This is a genomic window from uncultured Abiotrophia sp., assembly GCF_938010525.1.
Lineage (GTDB): Bacteria > Bacillota > Bacilli > Lactobacillales > Aerococcaceae > Abiotrophia.
Window position 1 is genome coordinate 12,736 of sequence record NZ_CALLVK010000011.1, and the last position, 21,919, is coordinate 34,654.

Sequence of the window (21,919 nt, forward strand, 5' to 3'; positions counted from 1 at the left end):
ACGGTGAACTCTGAATTTATTTGAATCTCTTTCCCATACCCTTGGGCACTAATTTTGGCGCCTCCTTTGAAGCTAGCCTAACTAATACTCCGCCTGAGCAAAATACTCCTTGAGCTCGTCAATGGCGATTTCCAAGTCTACTTCTTCTGCCTTCTTGGGCAGGCGTAGCTCTAGGACTTGCCAGTTAGCTAGGGACACAATCAGATAGCGAGTCTTCTGCAGTCGGCCCCACCAGTTGCGTTGGTGGCGGCTGGACTCAGCTGGCCGCATATTCTGGTCGGGCTCTTCCCAGTTAATATCGAAATCCATGGTCAGAATATCATTGAAATGCCAGACCTCTAGTCCATCGCCCCAGAAGATTAGGTGGTTCTGATAGACCATGCAGGTAATCTCGGGCCACTCCCGGTCAGGCTGGAAGTCATCGCTTTCCACTTGGGGATAGTTTTGGACTAGGTAGTGCCAGCACTCCTTATTGTGGCGGCGAATCAGCCAGCATTGGCGGATTAGCCAGAGCAAGCGGGCGATTAGAGGCGCAGCAAATAATATCAGTGCAACTCTAAAAATATACATGAAGACTAGGCTTGCTAGGCAACGGGCAATGGCCCCATAGCGAGAGCGAAGGCCTAGGCCATAGATGCGATGCCTCGGAAAATGACTCTTAAGCCGGGGACGTGGTGGGGATGGTTTTTGCGACATGGTTTACTCCTTGATTTGACAATCTAATGCTAAGCGCTCTTCTAAATAAGCGATCTTAGCAAAGTCTTTATGATTATTTTGATCATTGCGATAGGAATCCTGGGAGGAAGCCCGGTAGATGGCCAGATACTGGCTCATGGTAGGTAAATAGAAGCGGACCCCCTGACAGTCTTCCAGGGGCAGGTCCTCCAAGGCCACGCCGGCAAAGTCTGGCAAAGTATCCAGCACGCCAAACTCTACTGAGCCAGCAGGCCCTTGAAATTCATGCTCGTGCCGGTCTACCAAGACATAGCCCAGATCTTCCATCAGGCCTTCAAGCAGCTCAAAGTCATAGATGCGTAAGTGGTCAGACGCCTCCCACCCCCGCGGGTCACCCGGCACATGGATGTCCAGGTCGCGCGCCTGCCAGGATCGGCCCGTCCGGACTTCAAGACCGACTGAGCCCATTAAGAGGGGCACAAGGCCCCGCTCATTCAAGGCTCTAGCAATGCTTAAAAAGGCTTCAAATAAGGGACTGGTCATCAACTCACTTGGCTCCCTTCTTAGAGGCTGGCCGCTTGGGCTTGAATTTTATCTAGGAAGGCCGCAATTTTCTCAGGCTTGCTGCCACGCACATAGGCTAATTGGCTTTGTTGAACTGGCTTAATGCCCACCATGCGCAGAATATGGCGAGCTAAAACGCGACCATAATCCTGCATGAAGAGGCGGGCGAAGAAGCCTACTGTATCGTGGGTGGTGATGACCCAGCCGGTTCGGCCCTTAAGCAGGGCTTGAGGGATTGGATTATCACTATAATCGTAGGCAAAGCCCTTAACCAAGACGCGATCAACAAAGCCCTTAAGTATAGCAGGCATGCCGCCCCACCAAATGGGATAGATGAAGATTAGATGGTCAGCCCAAGTCACCAAGTCGCGATAAGGGGCCATTTGCGGGTCCTTGTCTAAATCGCGACGTTTATGGTCTTGATCGAAGACTAGGCAGGGATCAAAGCCCTTTTCCTTATGCTCCTGGTAGAGATCTAGGGTCTTGACCTCATGGCGGCCCGCTAGCCCAGCCTGCACTCGGGCTAGAATCTGAGCATTGAGACCTTGATGATTTGGGTAGGCATAAACAATTAAGACTTTCATGGTGATTACCTCCTTATAATCTATGACGTGTTAGTCGGCTTGCTCCTCCTCAGCTAAGAGACGTTGGAAGCCATACTCGTAGAGGTAGCTGGCCAGACGGGTCAGGACGACAGGACGCTGGGCGATTTCGGCTTGAACCCGGATCATGGCATCCACTGAAACCTGTAATCTCAACATGGCCTGGCGGAAGCGCCAGTGGTTGTAGACATTCATAGCAACCAGGAAGACTAAGCAGAGCGAGGTCAGGTTCCAGACAAACTGATCCGGCCTTAGGGCCAAGAGCCCCGTCAGCATGGTTTCTAAGAAAGGCCAGGCCTGGTCCAAGTGACCATTAAAGAATTCCACTACTAGGACCAAGAGCACGAAGCCCAAGACAAAGATCAGACCGTCTTGTAGGGTATCAAGCAGAGCCAGCAGGGACTGGACGATTTTCTTAGCGGTCAGACCACTTAGGTCCTGTTTAATCAGCTCCTGGTAGCGATCGTAGTCGCGCTCAGTCAGGTCGGCCTCTTCCCGCTCCAGCTTAAGGACCAGCTTGTCCCTGTCCTCTGGACTCAGTTTCCTGACATTGGTTGGCTCCATCTTAACACCTCCTTGATAGCTCTATTATAGCACAAAGGCAATTAGGCCCCAAGTCCTCCCCCTTATCCTTGATTTATGAGTCCAGAATTATTAAAATGATAGATGAATAGTATACTGTAAAGGATTTGACTGCGATTATGCAACTGCTTGAAGGCGTCTATGCCCCCCACCAACACAAACGACTCAAAGACATCCTCCTCCTGATCATTGGCATTCTACTCTTTAGTGTCTATGCCGGCCTACTAGTCCCTTATAACGGGATCGGGGCCAGTGGCACTATCGGGATTGGCCTGATTATGCAGAAGTATTTCGGCATTCCCATTGGGACCACCCAATTAGCCCTCAACGTCCCCCTCTTCTACATTGCCTACAAATATATCGGCAAGCAATTTCTCCTACTAACCGGGGCCACTATTTTCGCCTCCTCCTTCCTCATTAACAATCTGCCCAATATGGTAGCCCCAGTTGAACTCCACGATTCTCTAGTGTCCGCCATCTTCTGTGGCATCATCTCTGGGATTGCCATGAGCTTTCTGCTGATTGCGGGTGCTTCAACAGGCGGGACCGACATTACCGGTAAATTCCTGGCCAAGCGCTTCAAATGGAGCATCCCGACGGTCTTCCTCATGCAGGACATCCTGGTCTACAGCTTGATCTGGCTGACCTTCGACATTCAACACGTCATGTATGCCCTGATTATGAGCTTCGTCCGTAACCAGACCATGAAGAACATCCAACGCTTCTTCTCGGCCTATATCCAATGTTCGATTATCTGTCTCAATCCGCAAGAAGTCGTGTCTGCCATCAACTCCCGTCTGGGCCGGGGCTCGACCATTATTGAAGTGGAAGGTGGCTATTCCCACCAGAAACAATACATGATCATCCTCATTATTCAGCAAAATGAGCTGCATACCCTCAAGAAAATTATCGCCCAAACCAGTCCCAAGTCCTTCATCACCATTACCAACATCAACAATATCTTGGGCAACTTCAAGGAACACTCCTACGAATTATAAGACAACAAAAAAGGCTCGCACACACCCTATAAGTTGGATTATTTTATCCAATTTATGGGGTGTCTTTTAATGCAAATAAGCTATTCAGAACTAGTAAAGTATTATAAAAAAGGAGAGCCTAAGCTCTCCTTGTGATCACAACGTTTTATAGAAAGTCTTTTCTAGGGGTCACCTTAAAGCGTGCAGCCAATTCTCTAAGCTGATTATCGCTAATATCTTGTTTTATACGGCCCCCTTGAGCGCCAATTTGACTGTAAATCATTGCCGCTTTTTCAATCACCTCAATCAAGCCGTAGGTCTCATCGAGTGAGTTTCCAGAAGCAAAGAGCCCATGATGGGGCCAGACTACTGCTGAAAAATCGCCCATTTTTCTTGCGGTTGCTTCCCCTATCTCTGTTGTGCCTGGTGTCATATAGGGAATGAGACCCACACCTTCTGGGAAAACCACTAAGGACTCGGCCTGCATTTTCCAAAGTAGTCGCGATAAGTGACGTTCATCCAAATCCTGAGTGAACGTTAGAGCAATTAAGTTAGTTGGATGACAATGGAAGATTACCCGATGGGCCGGATTAATCTTCAGACGCTCAATATGACTCATCAAATGGCTAGGAAATTCAGAAGTTGGTCGTCCGCCATCTTCAAAGCCCCAGACAACATCATAGCTTAAGCCATCATTTGAAATACGAACGAGCCCCAAGTCAAGCAACGGTTGCTTAGTTACATTACGAAAATAGCGTCCCGTCCCCGTTACCAGATAGTATTGTCCAGCTAAATCGGATGCCTTAAAACCCAATTCATGACTTGACCTAACCTCAGAAATATCCTCGTAGCCCACAAGCTCTTCCGCACTTAAGCGGCAGGAAACGTTGCCGCCGTTTCGCTCATCCCAATATCGTAGATAGGACTCATAGGTTACTTCACACATTTTTTTTACAAAGGAAGATTCTATAAATTTCATAGTTGCCTCTTTTCTAGTTTCGTTTACTTAATACTTCTTTTTCGTATTGACGGACATCGTCTAACCAATCCAGACCTACTGGGACCTTGTTTTGCAAGCAGAAATAATTCCAAACATCTGCATAAGGGAAGTCTTTCAGCTCCTCCGTATAAGCCAAACGACCGGTAAAGTCAAAATGATTCTCCATAGCCTTCAAGTCAGCTGTTGGCTCAAGCAAGGCTTTTAAGAGAGCTTTTTGAGTATTACGGCTACCAATTACCCAGGCAGCAATCCGATTAATTGTAGCGTCAAAGAAGTCTAAGCCAATTACTGTCTTATCCAACAAGTCATTACGTACTAGTTCTTTAGCAATATCTTGCAACTCGTCGTCCATAATCACCACGTGATCTGAATCCCAACGCACTGGACGAGATACATGTAGCATAAGACCTTTTCCAAACAAGGCAAGTGAAGATAATTTATTTGAGATTACTTCAGTTGGATGAAAATGTCCTGCGTCTAGAAGAATCATTTTGTCTCGCGTTAGGCCATACCCCATATAGAATTCATGGGAGCCGACTGTATAAGCTTCCGCACCGATACCAAACAACTTACTTTCGACCGTATCTTGAGTACAAGCTTCATCCAGTTGTTCAGAGAAGATTTCGTCAAGAGACTCCATCAAGCGTTTACGAGGAGTTAGGCGATCAATCGGATTGTCCTTATATCCATCTGGCACCCAAAAATTGTTGTAACAGACTTGATTCAATTCTCTCCCCATGTATGCAGCAATCTTTCGACTTCGCTTCCCATGTTCAATCCAATAGTCACGCACTTCTTTGTCGGGGTGTGACAAAGTCAGCCCATCCTTCATCATAGGATGCGAGAAGAAGGTAGGATTAAAATCAAGCCCCACACCCTGCTCCTTAGCCCACGCTACCCATTTTTCAAAGTGCTTTGGTTCAATTTGATTCAAATCCACTTTCTCATCTGTATCCAGATAAATGGCATGCAGATTTAGCTTGTGTCGCCCAGGAATCAAGCTATAGGCCTTTTCCAAGTCTTGGCGAAGCTGATCTGGTGTTTTGGCAGCACCTGGGTAATTCCCCGTTGACATGATGCCCCCCGTCAGTTCACCATCCGGTGTAAGGAAGCCTCGTACGTCATCGCCTTGCCAACAGTGTACAGAAATCTTAATATTTTGAAGCCTTTCGAGGGCGTTATCGGTATTAATACCGATTGCTGCATAGCGTTCTTTAGCAACTTGATAGGCTTGTTTAATTTGTAATTCGTTCATGTTTTTCTCCTTAAATTTGCGGTCTGTAACATTCAAAACTACTAGATGACGCTAGCCAGTGACGAGCTTGCGAGAGATTCTCAAATTCTCCAACACTAACCATTTGTACCAGAATATTTCCAATCGCAGTAGCCTCTCCCGGCCCTGCAATGACTTCTTTCCCAATGAGATTGGCAGTTAACTGATTGAGCAAGCTCACGTTAGAACCTCCACCCACTACATGAAGGTAATCAATCGTCTTGCCACTTAAGACTTCCAATTACTTCAACTCCCTAGCATAAATACGCGCTAGGTTAGAATAGACACACATGACTAATTCTCCCACAGTCTTCGGTATAGGCTGCCCACTTTCACGACAGGCGGCTTGAATCTCCCCAATCATGTTTTTAGGGTTGTTAAAACGATCATGGTTCAGGTCGATTTCTTGTAAAAAGGCATGTACGCTTGCTGCTTGCTCTGCCATTTCCTGATAGGAAAATTGGTAATCTGTTAGACGCGCAATCTCCTGCAAGCACCACATACCTGTGATATTTTTTAAAAGGCGGTAGGTATGATAAACACCCCACTCATTGGTGTAGTTTGCTTGATAGGTCTTAGCATTTACTAGGGGCAAGTCATTCTCTATACCAACATGTGACCAGGTCCCGCACAATAGAGAACCAAGTCCTTTACCTCAGCTATTTGCTTCTTAGCCTTTTTGGAAGAATCGAACAGAAGACCAGTAGCTATTTTTAGTGGCCTTTAAGCCAAGAGTTCTTCGAAGTCCATACCACTAGAATTCTTATCGAACTGGCTGTTATAGAGGTCAGCATAGAAGCCGCCTTGAGCCATGAGCTCCTGGTGGTTGCCTTGTTCGATAATACGACCTTCCTGCATGACCAGGATATAGTCGGCATTCTTAATGGTCGACAGACGGTGGGCGATGACGAAGGAAGTCCGCCCCTCCATGAGGGTATCCATGGCCTGTTGAATCAGTTCCTCGGTCCGGGTATCCACCGAAGAAGTGGCCTCGTCCAGGATTAGCAGTGGCGCGTCCTTAAGCAAGGCGCGGGCAATGGTCATGAGCTGCTTTTGCCCAACTGACAAGGTGACCGTGTCATCCAGAACCGTGTCGTAAGCCTTAGGCAGAGTCATGATATAGTGGTGGACGCCGGCCGCCTTAGCAGCCTCGATTACCTGTTGGTCACTAATGCCAGTCTGGTTGAAGATCAGGTTTTCCTTGATGGTCCCTTCAAAGAGCCAGGTGTCCTGTAGGACCATGGCAAAGGCATCGTGGACTTCTGACCGCTTCATTTGAGCCAGGTCCACGCCATCAATGGCGATGGTCCCCTGGTTGATTTCATAGAACTTCATAAGCAGGTTAACAATGGTGGTCTTCCCTGCCCCAGTCGGCCCTACAATGGCAATCTTCTTACCAGGACGGGCTTGGGCCGTAAAGTCATTGATGATGGTCTTATCAGGCGCATAACCGAAGGAAACCTGGTCGAAGGTGACCTGCCCCTTAATGTCGGTCAAGGCCTGTGGCAGTTGGTGGTCATCCGCCATTTCTTCTTCATTGAGGAATTCGGAGACCCGACTCATGGCCGCCCCCGCTTGTTGCAGGGAGGTCATGCCTTGGGCCAGTTGGGAAATGGGTTGACCGAAGATCCGCACATAGACCATAAAGGCCACGATGGTCCCCATGGTCACGCCACTGCCCTCCTGTAGGGCCAAGACGGCGCCAACGATAATGACTAAGACATAGGCGAAGTTGCCGATGAAAATCATGAGCGGCATCATAATGCCCGAGATAAATTGAGACTTCCAGATGCTGTCATGGAGTTGGCCATTGAGCTTGGCGAACTGGGCCAGAGACTCAGGCACGGCATTGTAGCTGGTGACCACATTGTGACCCGAATAAGTTTCCTCCACAAAGCCGTTGACGGCCGCCAAGTTGACTTGTTGGGCCTTGAAGAAGGCTTGGGCCCGCATACCGATAAACATAATCAGGATAAAGCCCACGAAGACGGAAACCACCGTCACCAGCGATAGGATAACATTAGCGGTGAACATCATAATCAGAACCGCGATAATCATGATGACCGAAGAAATCACATTGGCCAGACTCTGGTTAAGGGATTGGCCTACAGTATCCACATCGTTGGTCACCCGTGACAGGGTATCCCCTTGGGAGTGACTATCGAAGTAGGCCAAGGGTAGACGGTTAATCTTAGTCGCGATAGCCCGGCGCAGACGCTGGGACAGTCGCTGAATCACAGTCGTAATAATGAAACCTTGTAGGTAGTTAATGACCGCCCCGAAGGCATAGAGCCCAGCTAGCAAGAAGCCCACAGCTGAGATGGCCTTGAGGTCCATATTGCCTGACATGCCTTGGCCAATCAGGTTAGTCATTTCTTCCAACTTACGTGGCCCGTAGACCGTAATCATACTGGAAATGGTCGCCCCAATCAGAGCCAAGACCAAGGGCAGTTGAAAGCCTTGAATATGAGGTTTTATCCCCTTAAAGAGGGATGGTTTGGATGTCTTATTGGCCATCTTCTAATTCCTCCTTGGATAATTGAGAGTAAGCAATTTCGCGATAGACTGCATTGTCTTTGAGCAATTCCTTGTGGGTCCCCTGGCCGACCACTCGACCTTGGTCTAGGACCAGAATCAAGTCAGCCTCCATAATGGTGGAAATCCGTTGAGCCACAATCAACTTAGTCATGTGGGCCGTCTCCTTGGTCAAGGCCTCACGCAAGATACGGTCGGTCTTATAATCCAGGGCAGAGAAGGAATCGTCGAAGATCAGGATTTCTGGCTTACGCGCCAGAGCCCGGGCAATGGCCAGACGTTGACGTTGACCACCAGAGAAGTTGGTCCCGCCCTGAGCCACATGCTCGGCTAGGCCGCCTTCCTTGGCCTCCACAAAGTCCTTAGCTTGAGCCAATTCAAGGGCCTGCCACATCTTGTCTTCCGTCAGTGGGCTTTCTAAGCTATCCCCCATATCCAGGTTAGACTGGATGTCGCCTGAGAAGAGGACAGCCTTTTGAGGAATATAACCTACCCGCTTGCGCAGTTCGCTTAAGTCGTAGTCGGCCACGTTGACGCCGTCGACCAGAATTTGGCCTTCTGACACATCGTAGAAGCGTGGAATCAAGTTAACTAGGGTGGATTTGCCTGAACCGGTTGACCCGATAAAGGCCACGGTTTGACCGGCTTGAGCCTGGAAGGACACGTCTTGGATGACCGGCTCAGCTTCTTGGGCATAGCGGAAGGTCACATTTTGGAAGGTGACTTGGCCCTTGAGACTTGGGTCTGGAGACTGGCCTTGGGCTGGTGAATGAATGCTTGGTTCTAGTTCTAGGACTTCATTAATCCGGCCCGCTGCCACCAAGCTACGAGGTAGGATGAAGAAGATAATCCCCATCAAGAGGAAGCCGATGACAATCTGCATGGCATAGGACATGAAGACAATCATTTCACTGAAGAGGCCAACTTTATCAAATAAGTTAGCGGAGGCAATGAGATAGGCCCCGATCCAATAGATGGCCAGGGTCAAACCTGAGGAAATCCCCGACATAATAGGGTTGAAGATAGCCATGAGATTGTTAACGAAGAGGTTGAGACGGGTCACTTCATTGTTAGTGGCTTCGAACTTGGCATCTTGGTAGTCCTCAGCATTATAGGCCCGAATGACCCGAATCCCCATCAGACTCTCGCGGGTAACGGCATTGAGCTTATCAGTTAATTTCTGAATGACCGCTTGCTTAGGAAAGGCCAAGGTCATGAGAACTACGGTCATTAAAATGTTGATTAAGACCGCTACCCCCACTGCCCAAAGCCAGGCCTCGGACTTGCCCACAATCTTGGTCATGGCCCAAATAGCCATAATAGGACCGCGAACGATGACCTGGAGGCCCATGGTAATCAGCAGCTGAATCTGGCTGATGTCATTGGTGGTCCGGGTCAAGAGAGAGGGAATACTGAAACGCTTGATTTCAGCATCCGAATAGCTGAGGACTTGGCTATAGATGTCCGACCGCAAACGGGTGGTATAGCTAGCGGCTAGACGGGCGGCTAGGAAGCCCACCATAACTAGGCTGGCGAAACTAGCCAGAGATAGGCCCAACATGAGGGCGCCAGGGCCCATTAACTGGTCTAGGCCCACGCCTGGTGTTTGTAAGAGTGTGGCCACTTCCTTCATATAACTTGGAACTTCTAAGTCCAAGTAGACGGCTAGGAAGATGAAGGCCACGGTAAGACCCACCATCCCCCATTCACGGGCGCTGAGTCGCTTAATTAATTTAAACATGGTCTACTCCTTTGTATTCAATATGTTCCAGATTTTGTGTCAATTGGTGAATTACCCGATGGAAGACTGCTAGATCTTGCTCACTAAGTCCTTCCAACAATTGGTCGTGGATGGTGGTCAAGAAATGACCGACCTGGGCTTGCTTGACCAGGCCTTGCTCGGTCAGGGTCACATACTTGCGCCGCTTATCGTGGGGATCAGGCTTAATGTCAATCAGCTGATTCTTCTCCATACGCTTGAAGAGTTGGCTAGCCACCGGCTTAGAGATTTTCATTTTCTCTGCTACTTCCATCATGGTAACCGGCCTCTCTTGGTGGTGGAAGAGATAGGTCACTACCCGCCCCTGGGGACCGGCTAACCAATCCATCCCGGCTTCCTTAGCTAGGTTCTGAGCTTGATTTTTAAGGCGATGGCTGAAGACCACCGCGTCATGGATACAACCTTCCATTGGCATCCCTCCGTCAATAGTTATCATGATAACTATTTTAGCATAGGCCCAAGCCCTTGGCAAGTTGCAGCCTCTCGACAAAACTTTAGAAATACTTTAGAATTGCTTGAGAGATATTTGATTTTTAGGTCCTATACTTAGAACTATCAAGGAGCCAAGCTCCTAATTAGCAGAAAGGACGTGTTCAACATGACCCCCATCCTGACCACCCAGTCCCTAACTAAAAACTATGCCTCTGGCCCGGCCCTGACCCAGGTCAGCCTCAGCCTAGAAGAAGGCGACATCTACGGCTTAATCGGCCAAAACGGGGCCGGTAAAACGACCCTACTCAAACTCATCACACGACTCATTCACCCTAGCTCCGGTAGCGTCTCCCTCTTCGGCTCTAGCAGCGACCGGGAGTGGAGCCAGGCCCTGACTCGGGTGGGTGCCGTCATTGAGTCACCAGCCGCCTTCCCTAATCTGTCGGCCTACGAGAACCTACGCTACCAAGCCACCCTCCTCTGCCTGCCCCAAGCCGAGCAAGTCATCCAGGAGACCCTAGAATTAATCGACTTGCAGAATGCCGGTCGCAAGCCCTTCAAGGACTTCTCTCTGGGCATGAAGCAACGCCTAGCTATCGGTCTGGCGATCTTGGCCAAGCCCGACCTGCTCATTTTGGATGAGCCGGTCAACGGCCTAGACCCCATCGGCATTAGCGACTTGCGCGCCCTCCTCCTCCGCCTCAACCGCGAGTTAGGCATGACCATGATTATTTCCAGCCACATCCTAAGCGAGCTCCAGCAACTGGCTAACCGCTTTGGCTTTATCAAAGACGGACGGCTAATTAAGGAAATCTCCAAGACCGAATTCGATAGCCTGTCCGAAGACTATATTGTCCTCAAGACCCATGCGGTGGAAGCTGCCAGCCGTCTGCTAGAAAGCCAGTTCAGCTATCCCTTCAAGGTGGTGGCCGAAACGGGTGAAATCCATGTCTTCGCGCCTGCCAACCAGTTGTCGGCCGTCAATACTGCCCTGGTTCAAGGCCAAGTGGCCCTGGATGAGATTTATTATGCTAAACAGAACCTAGAAAACTACTTTACCCAATTGATTCACGAGGAGGATGCTCACCATGTTAGCCATTCTTAAAGCCGATTTCCGCCGCCTGATTCATTCAAAGGGTTTCTGGACCATGGAAATCCTGCTACTGGCCTTCAACTTCCTCATTGTCCTACTAGCTCATCCTACCGTCCTCAAGTTTATCTCGGGCCTCCAAGGAGTCAGCGGTGCCGAGGGCCTGGAGCAGCTGAGATTGGATGGTTTGACCGCTGTCAGCCAGGCCATTGAGAGTGGAGCTGGTATTCAGATCTTTATGCTCTTTTTGACCCTCTACTTGGTGGGACCTGAACTCAACCACCAACTCTATAAAAATTCTCTGTCCGCCGGCATTTCCCGTTTCAGCTACTACTTCAATAAATGGCTGATGATTTTCCTCTTAACCGGCTTCAACCTCTTCCTCTACACCAGCACCCGCTATCTATATGCCAGTCTCTTCCTGGATATGTCGGGTCTAAGTCCCGAGGTGCTTGGACAAGGAGTCCAAGTCCTTCTGCTCCAATGGCTCTTCATCCAATTCTGGGTGGCCGTCATCCTGACCCTCCTCCACTTGACCCATTCCATCCCCATCAGTCTGGTCTTTTTCTTCCTATTCGGACCTTCCGCCAATTATCTGGCCATGCTCTTGCCAAAAATCACCTGGCTGCGCTACGTCGATGTGCAAGCCGACTTCGCCCTCCTATCAGACCCCAACCTAGCCCTGGCCGTGGGCCTGTCACTAATCCTAAGTACCATCTTCGGCTGCCTAGGCTACCAGATTTTCAAAAGACGTGACTTATAAAGCCACAAAAATAAGCCAGTCCATCAGTATGCAAACTGATGGGCTGGCTTTTTGCTATCTCAATGGTAGGCTGACGCAGACGGAGAAATCCAAGTCCTGACTGCTTAGGGTCAGCTGGCCACCTAGTAATTGGATTACTTGCTGACTAATATAGAGCCCCAGGCCAGAAGAAGACTCGACTTCTGACAGGTTCTCTGAATAGAAGCGCTTGGTCAGGTAACGAACTTGTTGGATGGGCTGGGCCATTTGGTTATCGAGGCGAATTTGTAGCTGGCCTGCATGGAGGCTCAGGCTAATTCGCCCCTGGCCCTTGCCATGTTTAAGCAAGTTGCCAAGCAGGTTCTGCAAGACCCTCACCAGGAGTTCTGGATCGGTCTCTAGCCAGATAGGACCTGGTGCCAGATCCAAATCGACCCTAAGTCCCGCCCTTTGGAAGGCTTCATAGTAGGTCAAGGCCGTCTCCAACAAGAGCTGATGGACATCCACGCGCGAAAAGCTTGGCTTGACCTCGTGCTCCAAGACCCGGCGATAGTCCAAGAGGGCCTCTAGCCGGCCCGAGACCTGCTTGAGTTGCTGGTGGACCTTTTCCAAGGACTGGACATCGGGTAGCTCTTGGGCTTTGACCTGCTTAAGGGCTTGCTGGGTATAACCCGAAGCAATGGTGAGCGGGGTCCGGATATCGTGGGCAATATTGCTGATGGCCTGGTCCAAATCCCGCCGCTCCTGTTGGCTGGTGATTCGCTCGGCTTCCTGGTCCTCGAAGACTTCTTGGACAGCCTGGCTCAAGTCCACTAAAGTTCGACTCTGCTGACTGAGTCGCAGGCGCCCTTGGGATTTGGTCTGGCGCTTGGTCTCAATCTGCCGGGTCAGCTGGCGGACGGTGTAGCTTTGATGAAATAAATAGAGGATAGTCCCCAGGAGACAGAGGCCTAGGCCCAAGGTAATTCCCAACATTAGATTGCCTCCCCTCCTGGTCGGACGCCTTGAGCTAGTCGAACCCCCAGGCCCCAGACCGTCTCAATATAATCCTGGCTATCATCCAGCTGGCTGATTTTCTTGCGCAGGTTGGACAGGTGGGTGTTAAGGGTATTGTCGCCCGGAATGAAGGCATCCTGCCAGACCAATTCATAGAGCAGCTCCTTGGTAAAAATCCGCTGGGGCTCGCCTAGCAAGGTGGTTAGAATGCCAAATTCCTTTTTAGACAGGCGAACCACTTGGCCCTCCCGACTGATCTCAAAGCTATCGGCCTGGAGTTGCAGCTGGCCTAGACGGGTGGTCGCCTGGCTTGGCTGACTGCTAGCGCCCGCCTCATGGCCGGCTGTCCGCAACTGGACGGCCACCCGGGCATAGAGCTCCTCGAAGTCGAAGGGCTTGACCATGTAGTCATTGGCCCCGGCCAGGAGCATCTGACTGATCAGCTTCTTGTCCCCCAAGGCCGTCAGCATAATGACCGGTACCTGGCTAAAGGCCCGAATGGCCTCCAGGACAGCCTGGCCATTCATGCCCGGCAACATATAGTCCAGCAGGACCAAATCTACCGGCTGAGACTGGCAGTAAAGGAGCCCCTCTGTCCCGGCAAAAGCTGAGACCAGTTCATGTTCCTGGCCCAGGGATTGCTTAATCAGGGCATGGATGTCCTGGTTGTCTTCGATAATGAGTATACGCGCCATAGCGGCCTCCTTTTATGGGATGGTTGACAAAGATTAGTCTTGGATTGGAGCTGGACTATCAGCTTGTGGGCCTGCTTGGCCTTGTGATTCAGGTGTATGAGCTGCCGACACTTCTGTTGTAGCAAGTTCTGATTCAGCAGGTTCAATTTCAAGCGCTACTTCTTCAGCCACTTCTCTTACAGGCTTTTCTTCAGCCGCCTCTAGTGTTTGACCTTGGTCACCTTGAGCTGGCGCTCCTTCTAAGACTGGCGCTGGCTCTTGTTCCGGCTTCTTAAGCAAGTAAACTTGGCCGGCAAAAATCAAGCCAACTACCACTACTAGGCGGACTAATTCCACGTCGTCTGTGGCAGGTGAACGCAAGGATAGGATCCAGCCTACTAAGAGAGGGAGATAGATTTTCCAAGTGGCAAAACCACCCAAGAATTCAGGCTTTCTCTTAAAGCTCAGCAAGAGAATGCCCAGATAGTAAACAGCCAAACCGGCATAGCTTAGGTCCACAATATGACTGATGCGCACATAAGGGGTCATAAAGCCACCCAAGGCAATAATGACAAGACTCAAGCCAATCATAATCACATAGTGGCTGTAAATAAAGCCAGCAGCGGACTGGTCGACCCCTTGCGGCACTCGGTCGATTTGAACCTTATAGTGGAGAATGAGGCAGCTAATGAGGATAAGACCTAGTAAGGTGGTCGTTTCCATAGATAGGAAGGTACCCAAGCTGAGGACAACCAAGCCGGCTGAGTACATCATGGTCATGAGCGAAGTACGGTCCTTCAACCGGTCAAAGTCCAGGGCTGGCACTTGGCGGTCACGCAAAAAGTAAAATGGCGCTAACCAGCCAGCTAGAATTGCTACTACCAAAGCAGCGACGCCCCATTCATAAGGCAACTTGGTGCCCAGCAGAAGCAAGACCCCTTGAGCCAAGAAAATCAAGGCATGACTAGCAGCAAAGTATTTGTCCTGGTCGTCCTGGGCCTTGAGCCATTGAAGGCCGTAACGTAGGGCCAGACTGAGGCTGAGGAAGGCCAGGCATGCTGACAAGAGGACCCAGCTATCCTTCCAAGAAGCCGTATTGCCTTTAAAGAGGAAGAGGAAAACGGTCATATCGAAGAAATGACAGACATAGTCCAGGGGCCCTTCCTTCAGGTAACGATTGTTGTAAGCGGCTTGGCTGAACCAGACATAGAGAATGACCGACAGGGTCAGGGCAAAACGCCAGATCAGGTTGGTCTCCAGGGGATACTTGGTGATATCTGCTAACATATAGAGCAGAGTGAATAGGCCGGTAACAAAAACAAAATCATAGAAAATTTCTAAAACTGAAACGCGTTTGGTTTCTAACATGGCATTCACCTCATTTTATTAATTGGTCTTGAGATACTTGAGTCGAAGTAAACAGGGATTCCATTCATCCCAGAGATCCGGGAAGATTTCTATGGCCTCGTAGCCACAAGCCTGGTAGAAGGCATTGGTGGCATCATAAGCCTCATAGTGGCCTGGGGCCACGGTCTTGACCTGCAGATAATGATAGCCCTGGCTGATGGCATAGTCTTCAGCCGCCGCCATGAGCTGACGGCCTAGTCCCTGGCCATGATAAGCCTTGAGGACGCCCATGCAGTGAATTTCCAGACAGACAGGGGAAGTTTCTTGGAGGGTGATAAAGCCCCAGCCCTCCCCTGCTTGAAAGCAAACCCGGTCGCTGGCCTGGTCAATGTATTCCTGGGTGGAGTCTGGCAGACCAAACCATTCAGGTAGGTCGGCTAAGACCTTAGCCACTAGTTGTGAGCGTTCTTGACTTGCTTGCACTAATTTGGTTTCTAACATGGCATTCACCTCATTTTATTGATTGGTCTTGAGATACTTGAGTCGAAGTAAGCAGGGATTCCATTCATCCCAGAGATCCGGGAAGATTTCTATGGCCTCATAGCCACAAGCCTGGTAGAAGGCATTGGTGGCATCATAAGCCTCATAGTAACCGGGCGCTACCGTCTTGACCTGCAGATAATGATAGCCCTGGCTGATAGCATAGTCTTCAGCTGCAGCCATGAGTTGTCGCCCCAGGCCCTGGCCTTGATGGGCTTTGAGGACGCCCATGCAGTGGATTTCTAGGCAGACAGGGGAAGTTTCTTGAAGGGTCACAAAGCCCCAGCCCTCCCCTGCTTGAAAACAGACACGGTCGTTGGCCTGGTCAATGTATTCCTGGGTGGAGTCGGGCAGACCAAACCATTCAGGTAGGTCGGCCAAGACCTTGGCTACTAGTTGTGAGCGGTCTTGACCTGCTTGCACTAATTGGATCATGGCTTGTCCCCCTTTGTCTTTTTCTTAGGCTTGGGGGCCGGTAATTCAGGCCACATGACTTCAAACAAAGCCAGGACATAGCCTGATTCCTCTAGGTCCTCCACCTCAATCATGGGCTTGGCACCCGGATAAGGAATGGCCTGGGCTTGCTTGGCTAGATAAGAGAGCGCGGCAGGCACCGGCTTGACTAGCAGGCGGTTATCGTAGAGACCACCCACTAATTTGCCTTGATAGTAGAGCAGGTACTCGCCCATCATGGCCCGACTGGTAACAGCTGGATCATGCTGGCAAAGGTCTAAGATAAAGGCTAGATAATCCGGACTGGTGGCCATCCTAGTCCCCTCCCTTCAGATAGTCCTTGAGGTAGGCCAGGTTGCCATAGGCTTCTAGCTCCAGAGGCTCGGTCGTCAAGACCATGCCTCGCCCGGCCGGGTCGCTTGGCACTTGGAAGGCCAGACCTAGACGGCCAGGTTCCTGGCCCGGTGCCCAGGCAATGTAGAGAGTCTTGAGGTAGCCGTAAGTGGCATCCTCGGACTGAAGGACGGTCTGGGCATAAGCATACCAATCGCCGACCTTGTAGAGTTGGTTGAGTATTTGGTCCAGATAGTCCTGGCTGACCTGCCGGCTGTCTGGCACCAAATGGGGCAAGAGACGTAACTCCACACTATCTTCGGCGATAGTGGCTAGGTCAATCTTGACTGCCCCCAAACTTCTGAGTCCTTCTAACACCTTATCCCTCCTCTGTCTGATCCTTGGCTTGGTCCAAGGCCTGGAATTTGGCCTTCATGGTTGGGTTCTTGCGAGTCAGCTTCTTAACGCTGACATCGTCCAGCTTGTTATTGGCCAGACGCAGCTGGTTCTCGCTGGTCAACAGAGCCGTCTTCACGGCCTCCATGCGCTTAATAGCCTTGTCGATTTCCTCGATGGCTTTGGCGAAGTTGTTGCTGGCTGAGTGATAGTTTTTAGCGAAGGCTAGTTTGAAGGCGTTGAGGTCTTCTTCAAAATGGGTAATGTCAATATTCTGCTCCCGCATCTGGGCCAGTTCCTGCTTGTAATGGAGGGCATTCATGGCCGCATTGCGCAGGAGGGTAATCATAGGCAGGAAGAATTGGGGCCGGATGACATACATCTTGTCGTAGACATAGGACACATCCACGATTCCGCTATTATAGAGCTCATTGTCGGCTTCAAGCAGGCTAACCAAAATGGCATACTCGCAGCCCTTCTCCCGCCGGTCCTTGTCTAACTCCTTGAAGAATTGTTCATTCTTCTTCTTGCTGGCGGTCTCGTCGCCTTCGTTCTTCATCTCAAACATAATGGAGAGGATTTCGACACCTTGGTCGTCATACTCGCGGTAGATATAGTCCCCCTTGGAACCCGTCCGAGCATCATTGTCCTTGCCGAACTGGGCCTTTGGAAACATGCCCATGCGATTGCGGTTGAATTCATACTCGCAGTGCTGCTCCAGGCTCTCGCCAATCATCTTGGTGGACTGCTTGGCCTTGAAGTCCTTGTAAAACTCAATGGTTTCGTCCTTCTTGCGCAACTCCAATTCGTACTTCTCTTGATCAGCCTTGCGCGACAGCTGGGCTTCCTTCTCCTGTAAGGCCAGCTGGTTGGCAACCGCATCGCGCTCCTTCTCCAACTGAGTCTTGGCCGTTTGCAGGGCTTGTTGGTGCTCCAACTGTGCCTGCTTGAGTTGGAATTCCAGGGCTTGAATGGCCTGGTCCTTGGCCGTCAACTGGCCCTGGAGGGCGGTCTCGGTTTCCTTTTGAATCAGGGCCTTCTCGGTTTCAAATTGTTGGATTTGATGTTGCAGTTGGCTTAGTTCCTGGTCCTTTTGGGCCCGCAAAGCCTGCTCCTGGTTCTGATAGCGTTGCTCGGCCAAGTCTAGGGCCTGATGGAGGCGAGCCTGCACTTCGGCATCGAATTCGGCCGTCCGTACCTGGGCTAGCAACTCGCTATATTGGGTTTCATTAATGGTAAAGTGGGTCCCGCAATGGGGACATTGGATTTCTTTCATATAAAACGGGGACTCCTTTCATAACTTTGTCTTCTCTATTATAACAAAAAAAGCCCCCGGCTTGTAGTGGGAGCTAGGCTTGGACAAAGGGCGCCTGCCTATTATTCGTGAATTGTAAGCGCCAAACTTGGAAGGGCTTGGTGTCAGTTTAGTGAGTCCTCAAGCTCTGGCCTTGCTTAGCCAATCTTGGCTAAGGAGCGGGACCGGCTTGCTGTCTTCCGCCTTGCTGGTCTATGGTGGCCTAAGTCGCTCCGCTCCAAGGCCACTCATAGGCCCAGTATCCTAGGCGCTCCTAGCTAAAGATTGGGCACAAGGCCGCCGGTTGACAATCAAGCGAGGACATAAAAAATGGCGGTATCACTACCGCCATCTGCAACTTGCAACTAAGCAAGTCTATTTTTAATTATTTTTAGCTTCTTCCACATAGCTATGGAAGAGATAAGCATAGTGGTCATATTGATCCGGATAGCCCTTGCGCAAGTTACGCAGGAAAGCCCGTTTGACCGGCGTCGTATAACGGAAATGAATGTAGAAGAGCGCTATAAGCAGTGCACCGGCCAAGCCAGCAAGTGATGAGAGGACAGACCAAAATTCGACACCTGGCTTGCTGAAGTATAAAACCCCTGCCGCTGCAAACAGGACCGCCAGAATAATAATGACCCACTTGAAGTTCTTGTCTAGGCGCGCCTGCACCTCTGCTAATTCTAGAATCACACCTTGTAACTCGCCATCTGTATAGACTCCCTCACGTAGGTTACGCGCGGCGTCACGAGAGAGCACTGTCCGTGTTGCCATAGTTGAATCCACTCCTTTAGTTTTGGATAGTCTCAATATAGCATTTTTAGGCCTTTAATTCAAGATTTGTAGGCTTTCGAGCCCTCTTTCTGGCCAAGATGATTGACCAATTAACCCCATAAAAGCAAAAGAAAAATACAGGCATCACTTGTGCGATGCCTGTATTTTTTCGTCTACCCTTCTAAGGACTCTAAAAGCATTTGCCGCATCTGGGACAGCTCGGGCTCCTGCAGTCGCACTGCCTCATCCGTCATTTCCTCAAAGGGCACCCACCAGACGGGCCCGCGCCCCTGGTGGCCGTAGGTCCCCATATCGCCGGCGCGACGTGGAAATAGATGCCAGTGTAGATGGGCATCGCCATTGCCTAGCAGTTCGACATTCATCTTCTCTGCCCCAAAGGCCTTGGCCACCGCTTCTTGAACCTGACTCATTTCAGCCAGGAAGGCTAACCTAGTCTCAGGGTCTAAGTCATGTAGCTCCCGCACATGCTGCTTGGCTAGGAAGAGCGTGTAGCCCTTGAAGTATTGGTGGTCACCCAAGACCACATAGCCAGTGGACAGTTCCTTGACTAGGTAAGGATTGCTGCCTTCCCTAATCATCTCAATTCGTTGACAAATTAAACACATGGTCTAGGCTCCTTTACTACACTATTGCTTTGACCCAATTATAGCATAAGTCACTCTCCCATTCAAAAAAGCGCCCTAAGGCGCTTTTCTCTTCTAATCCTCCAGCACTTCCAGTTCAAAGCGCATGCCGCCCTCAATGGCATAGAAGTCATGGACAATATGGTAGTTTTCCAGTAGGTTATGGACCATATAGAGACCCAAGCCGGTCCCCTTATTACCTTGCTGGTCGCTGTCCTGGTGACTGAAAATGTCATAGGCAGACTGAAGGGCTTGGTCAGACATAGGCTGACAAGGATTCTCAATTCTTAGCTTCTGCCCCTCACGATAGATGCGGATGGTGCCGCCGGGTGTGGAGTAACGGACCGCATTGCTCATGAGATTGGAGAAGACCTTGCGGAAGGCTGACTCACTCATAGCCAGGGTGGCCTGGTCGAGTTGACAGTCAATCTGCAAGTGCTGAGCCTGAACCAGGACTTCATAGTCAGCCAGCACCTGAGGCACAATGGCCGCCACATCCAGTGGCCCTGTCTCGGCCTGCCACTCTTGCAGCTTGGAGAGTTCCAGAATTTCCTTGACTAGGCCAGATAATTGGTCGACCTTGAGCATGGATTCATCCAAATAAGTGTCCCGGTCGGCATACTTGCCTACCTTCCAACGCATATTTTCTAGCATAATACGCAGACCCGCCAAGGGTGTCTTAAGTTCATGGGAAGCACTACGCAGGAAGTCGACCTTGAGCTTCTCTAACTCCACCATGCGCTGGTTCTTCTCTTCTAGTTCATCAATAACGGCTAGGAGATGGCCGTAGAGCTCGTTGATTTGTCGCTCCATCATGCCCAGCTCATCCTGACGAATGTTAGCAAAGAAAGCCGTCCGGTCCAACTGCTTCATGCGCCCGGTCATGGCCGCCATGCGGCTGAGAGGCCGAGACAGGCTGCGAGCGTAAACGTAGGCTACCACGACAGCTAGCGCCACCGAGCCCCCTAGGGACATAGGCAGTAAGGTCAGGGTCACCCGCGTGGCCTGGCGGACCACTTCGGTAGTGGAAACAAACTGAACTAGCAGGCGTTTCTTATCCCGCGTCACCACTTCCCGCTCTTCGATAATGACCGAGTTCTGGTCACTGTCCTGATTATAGTTGAGATTACGACCGAGGGTCTTGGTATAGCTAGAGCCTTGGGGCTGCATAAAGGCCGTAATACCCTCGTTCTTAGCATAGACTTCCAGGGCTGTCTCCACTTCTTCTTCATCGACTTCGGCCAGGTTTTGGACCATGGCATCGGCCTTGTGGCTCAAGTCGGTCTGGCGATCATTGAGATAGAAATGGGGAAAGACCAAATAAATGGAGAGATGGGCCACTGCCACCAAGGCTAGCAAGATGGAGATGGTCCAGATAAAAATTTTCGGGAATAAACTTAGTCGTTTCATTTTAGCTCCAATTTATAGCCCACATTTTTGACCGTGACAATACAATCCAATCCTAAGTTCTTGCGCAATTGCTTGATATAGACGTCCACTACCCGGTCAAAGGGTGGATCATCCTGATTGGCCCAGACATGGTCGAGAATTTGCGCCCGGCTGAGTACTTGGCCTTGGTGGTCCAGCAAGAGCTTGAGAACTGCCAGCTCCTTAGGCTTGGTATCCGCCACTTCCCCCTTATAAGTCGCTTCATAGCTGGAGAAGTTGACCTTGCTGTCCTTGTATTCCCAGATGTCAAACTCGCCATAATGCCGCTTAAGCAAGGCTTCAATGCGCTTAGCCAGCAGGGCCAGGGAGAATGGCTTCTGAATATAGCCATCGACCAGCAAGTCGAAGGTCTTAATTTGGGCTTCTTCATCAGCTACCGCCGTCAACATGAGGACCGGCACTGTACTAGTTTTACGGATTTCTGCTAAGACTTCAAAGCCATTTTTCTTAGGCATCATAATATCTAAGAGGACCAGATCCACGGATACCTCCCCAAAGAGGTCCAGGGCTTCTTGGCCATCAGCCGCCTCCCAAACAAAGTAGCCTTGACTGCGGAGAAATTCGCTGACTCCTTCGCGGATGGCTGCTTCGTCTTCTACAATCATCAGATTCATGGGCGCACTTCCTTTCTCATTAAGATTTTAAGTCAATTATACCATAGAAAGTAGGATTAGCCTGCGCAAACCCTACTTTCCATGGTAAAAAATATTATGGACTTCCTAGCCTACACTTGAACCAAATTCTGAACATTATCTATAAATGGA

24 protein-coding genes and 1 pseudogene are annotated in these 21,919 nt (G+C 50.3%); 3 read left to right on the forward strand and 22 right to left on the reverse strand.

Features of this window, described 5'->3' with window-relative positions; all coding sequences use genetic code 11:
* Positions 1 to 81 precede the first annotated feature (81 nt).
* The 4 genes from Q0339_RS01865 to Q0339_RS01880 are packed head-to-tail and all read right to left on the reverse strand — an operon-like array spanning position 82 to position 2,405.
* Positions 82 to 696, reverse strand: coding sequence for a hypothetical protein (locus Q0339_RS01865; protein ID WP_298077081.1), 615 nt, complete (start codon positions 694 to 696; stop codon positions 82 to 84).
* Positions 697 to 699: 3 nt separating this feature from the next.
* A complete protein-coding gene (locus tag Q0339_RS01870) occupies positions 700 to 1,218 on the reverse strand; it encodes a phosphoribosylanthranilate isomerase (protein WP_298077082.1) in 519 nt (172 codons plus the stop codon).
* A gap of 20 nt (positions 1,219 to 1,238) precedes the next feature.
* The gene (locus Q0339_RS01875) at positions 1,239 to 1,823 is read right to left on the reverse strand and encodes an NAD(P)H-dependent oxidoreductase (protein ID WP_298077083.1); all 585 of its coding nucleotides are present in this window, start codon (positions 1,821 to 1,823) and stop codon (positions 1,239 to 1,241) included.
* Positions 1,824 to 1,853: 30 nt separating this feature from the next.
* Complete coding sequence (locus Q0339_RS01880; RefSeq protein ID WP_298077084.1) at positions 1,854 to 2,405, reverse strand: hypothetical protein; 552 nt, start codon at positions 2,403 to 2,405, stop codon at positions 1,854 to 1,856.
* Between the two features lie 137 nt (positions 2,406 to 2,542).
* Here Q0339_RS01880 and Q0339_RS01885 point away from each other — a divergent pair, with 137 nt between their 5' ends.
* Positions 2,543 to 3,421, forward strand: a complete 879-nt coding sequence (locus tag Q0339_RS01885; protein WP_298077085.1) for a YitT family protein — start codon at positions 2,543 to 2,545, stop codon at positions 3,419 to 3,421.
* A gap of 145 nt (positions 3,422 to 3,566) precedes the next feature.
* On the opposite strand, the gene rhaD is transcribed toward Q0339_RS01885, so the two are convergent.
* From rhaD to Q0339_RS01920, 6 genes and pseudogenes are all read right to left on the reverse strand, one after another.
* On the reverse strand, positions 3,567 to 4,379 hold the full coding sequence (gene rhaD, locus Q0339_RS01890; protein WP_070755892.1) for a rhamnulose-1-phosphate aldolase: 813 nt from the start codon (positions 4,377 to 4,379) through the stop codon (positions 3,567 to 3,569).
* A gap of 13 nt (positions 4,380 to 4,392) precedes the next feature.
* Positions 4,393 to 5,655, reverse strand: a complete 1,263-nt coding sequence (rhaA, locus tag Q0339_RS01895) for an L-rhamnose isomerase (RefSeq protein ID WP_070755894.1) — start codon at positions 5,653 to 5,655, stop codon at positions 4,393 to 4,395.
* A 10-nt stretch (positions 5,656 to 5,665) separates the two neighbouring features.
* A pseudogene (locus tag Q0339_RS09080) lies at positions 5,666 to 6,307 on the reverse strand (FGGY-family carbohydrate kinase).
* A gap of 89 nt (positions 6,308 to 6,396) precedes the next feature.
* Positions 6,397 to 8,190, reverse strand: coding sequence for an ABC transporter ATP-binding protein (locus Q0339_RS01910; protein ID WP_298077090.1), 1,794 nt, complete (start codon positions 8,188 to 8,190; stop codon positions 6,397 to 6,399).
* On the reverse strand, positions 8,180 to 9,949 hold the full coding sequence (locus Q0339_RS01915; RefSeq protein WP_298077092.1) for an ABC transporter ATP-binding protein: 1,770 nt from the start codon (positions 9,947 to 9,949) through the stop codon (positions 8,180 to 8,182). Before Q0339_RS01915 ends, Q0339_RS01910 begins: the two co-directional genes overlap by 11 nt.
* Positions 9,942 to 10,424 (reverse strand): MarR family transcriptional regulator, encoded by a 483-nt coding sequence (locus tag Q0339_RS01920; RefSeq protein ID WP_298077093.1) that lies wholly within the window; start codon positions 10,422 to 10,424, stop codon positions 9,942 to 9,944. Before Q0339_RS01920 ends, Q0339_RS01915 begins: the two co-directional genes overlap by 8 nt.
* Before the next feature lie 162 nt (positions 10,425 to 10,586).
* Here Q0339_RS01920 and Q0339_RS01925 point away from each other — a divergent pair, with 162 nt between their 5' ends.
* On the forward strand, positions 10,587 to 11,525 hold the full coding sequence (locus Q0339_RS01925) for an ATP-binding cassette domain-containing protein (RefSeq protein WP_298077094.1): 939 nt from the start codon (positions 10,587 to 10,589) through the stop codon (positions 11,523 to 11,525).
* Entirely contained in the window at positions 11,509 to 12,273 is a 765-nt protein-coding gene (locus tag Q0339_RS01930) for a hypothetical protein (RefSeq protein ID WP_298077095.1), read from the forward strand. Before Q0339_RS01925 ends, Q0339_RS01930 begins: the two co-directional genes overlap by 17 nt.
* A gap of 54 nt (positions 12,274 to 12,327) precedes the next feature.
* On the opposite strand, the gene Q0339_RS01935 is transcribed toward Q0339_RS01930, so the two are convergent.
* The 12 genes from Q0339_RS01935 to Q0339_RS01990 form a co-directional block, all read right to left on the reverse strand.
* Positions 12,328 to 13,227: a HAMP domain-containing sensor histidine kinase gene (locus Q0339_RS01935; protein WP_298077096.1), complete on the reverse strand. Its 900-nt coding sequence runs from the start codon at positions 13,225 to 13,227 to the stop codon at positions 12,328 to 12,330.
* Positions 13,227 to 13,943 (reverse strand): response regulator transcription factor, encoded by a 717-nt coding sequence (locus Q0339_RS01940; RefSeq protein WP_298077097.1) that lies wholly within the window; start codon positions 13,941 to 13,943, stop codon positions 13,227 to 13,229. The genes Q0339_RS01935 and Q0339_RS01940 overlap by 1 nt, the downstream gene beginning before the upstream one ends.
* A 33-nt stretch (positions 13,944 to 13,976) precedes the next feature.
* Positions 13,977 to 15,290 carry a low temperature requirement protein A gene (locus Q0339_RS01945; RefSeq protein ID WP_298077098.1) on the reverse strand — a complete coding sequence of 438 codons (1,314 nt, stop codon included), beginning with the start codon at positions 15,288 to 15,290 and terminating at the stop codon, positions 13,977 to 13,979.
* A gap of 18 nt (positions 15,291 to 15,308) precedes the next feature.
* The gene (locus Q0339_RS01950) at positions 15,309 to 15,770 is read right to left on the reverse strand and encodes a GNAT family N-acetyltransferase (RefSeq protein WP_298077099.1); all 462 of its coding nucleotides are present in this window, start codon (positions 15,768 to 15,770) and stop codon (positions 15,309 to 15,311) included.
* Between the two features lie 15 nt (positions 15,771 to 15,785).
* Complete coding sequence (locus tag Q0339_RS01955; RefSeq protein ID WP_298077101.1) at positions 15,786 to 16,244, reverse strand: GNAT family N-acetyltransferase; 459 nt, start codon at positions 16,242 to 16,244, stop codon at positions 15,786 to 15,788.
* A complete protein-coding gene (locus Q0339_RS01960; protein ID WP_298077102.1) occupies positions 16,241 to 16,576 on the reverse strand; it encodes a TfoX/Sxy family protein in 336 nt (111 codons plus the stop codon). Before Q0339_RS01960 ends, Q0339_RS01955 begins: the two co-directional genes overlap by 4 nt.
* Before the next feature lies 1 nt (position 16,577).
* On the reverse strand, positions 16,578 to 16,973 hold the full coding sequence (locus Q0339_RS01965) for a hypothetical protein (RefSeq protein WP_298077103.1): 396 nt from the start codon (positions 16,971 to 16,973) through the stop codon (positions 16,578 to 16,580).
* A gap of 1 nt (position 16,974) precedes the next feature.
* Positions 16,975 to 18,267: a DUF2130 domain-containing protein gene (locus Q0339_RS01970; RefSeq protein WP_298077104.1), complete on the reverse strand. Its 1,293-nt coding sequence runs from the start codon at positions 18,265 to 18,267 to the stop codon at positions 16,975 to 16,977.
* 399 nt (positions 18,268 to 18,666) lie between these two features.
* Positions 18,667 to 19,062, reverse strand: coding sequence for a hypothetical protein (locus tag Q0339_RS01975; RefSeq protein WP_298077105.1), 396 nt, complete (start codon positions 19,060 to 19,062; stop codon positions 18,667 to 18,669).
* A gap of 173 nt (positions 19,063 to 19,235) precedes the next feature.
* Positions 19,236 to 19,688: an HIT family protein gene (locus tag Q0339_RS01980; protein WP_298077107.1), complete on the reverse strand. Its 453-nt coding sequence runs from the start codon at positions 19,686 to 19,688 to the stop codon at positions 19,236 to 19,238.
* A 93-nt stretch (positions 19,689 to 19,781) separates the two neighbouring features.
* Positions 19,782 to 21,116, reverse strand: a complete 1,335-nt coding sequence (locus Q0339_RS01985) for a HAMP domain-containing sensor histidine kinase (RefSeq protein WP_298077108.1) — start codon at positions 21,114 to 21,116, stop codon at positions 19,782 to 19,784.
* Entirely contained in the window at positions 21,113 to 21,769 is a 657-nt protein-coding gene (locus Q0339_RS01990; RefSeq protein ID WP_023391696.1) for a response regulator transcription factor, read from the reverse strand. The genes Q0339_RS01985 and Q0339_RS01990 overlap by 4 nt, the downstream gene beginning before the upstream one ends.
* Positions 21,770 to 21,919: the final 150 nt, after the last annotated feature.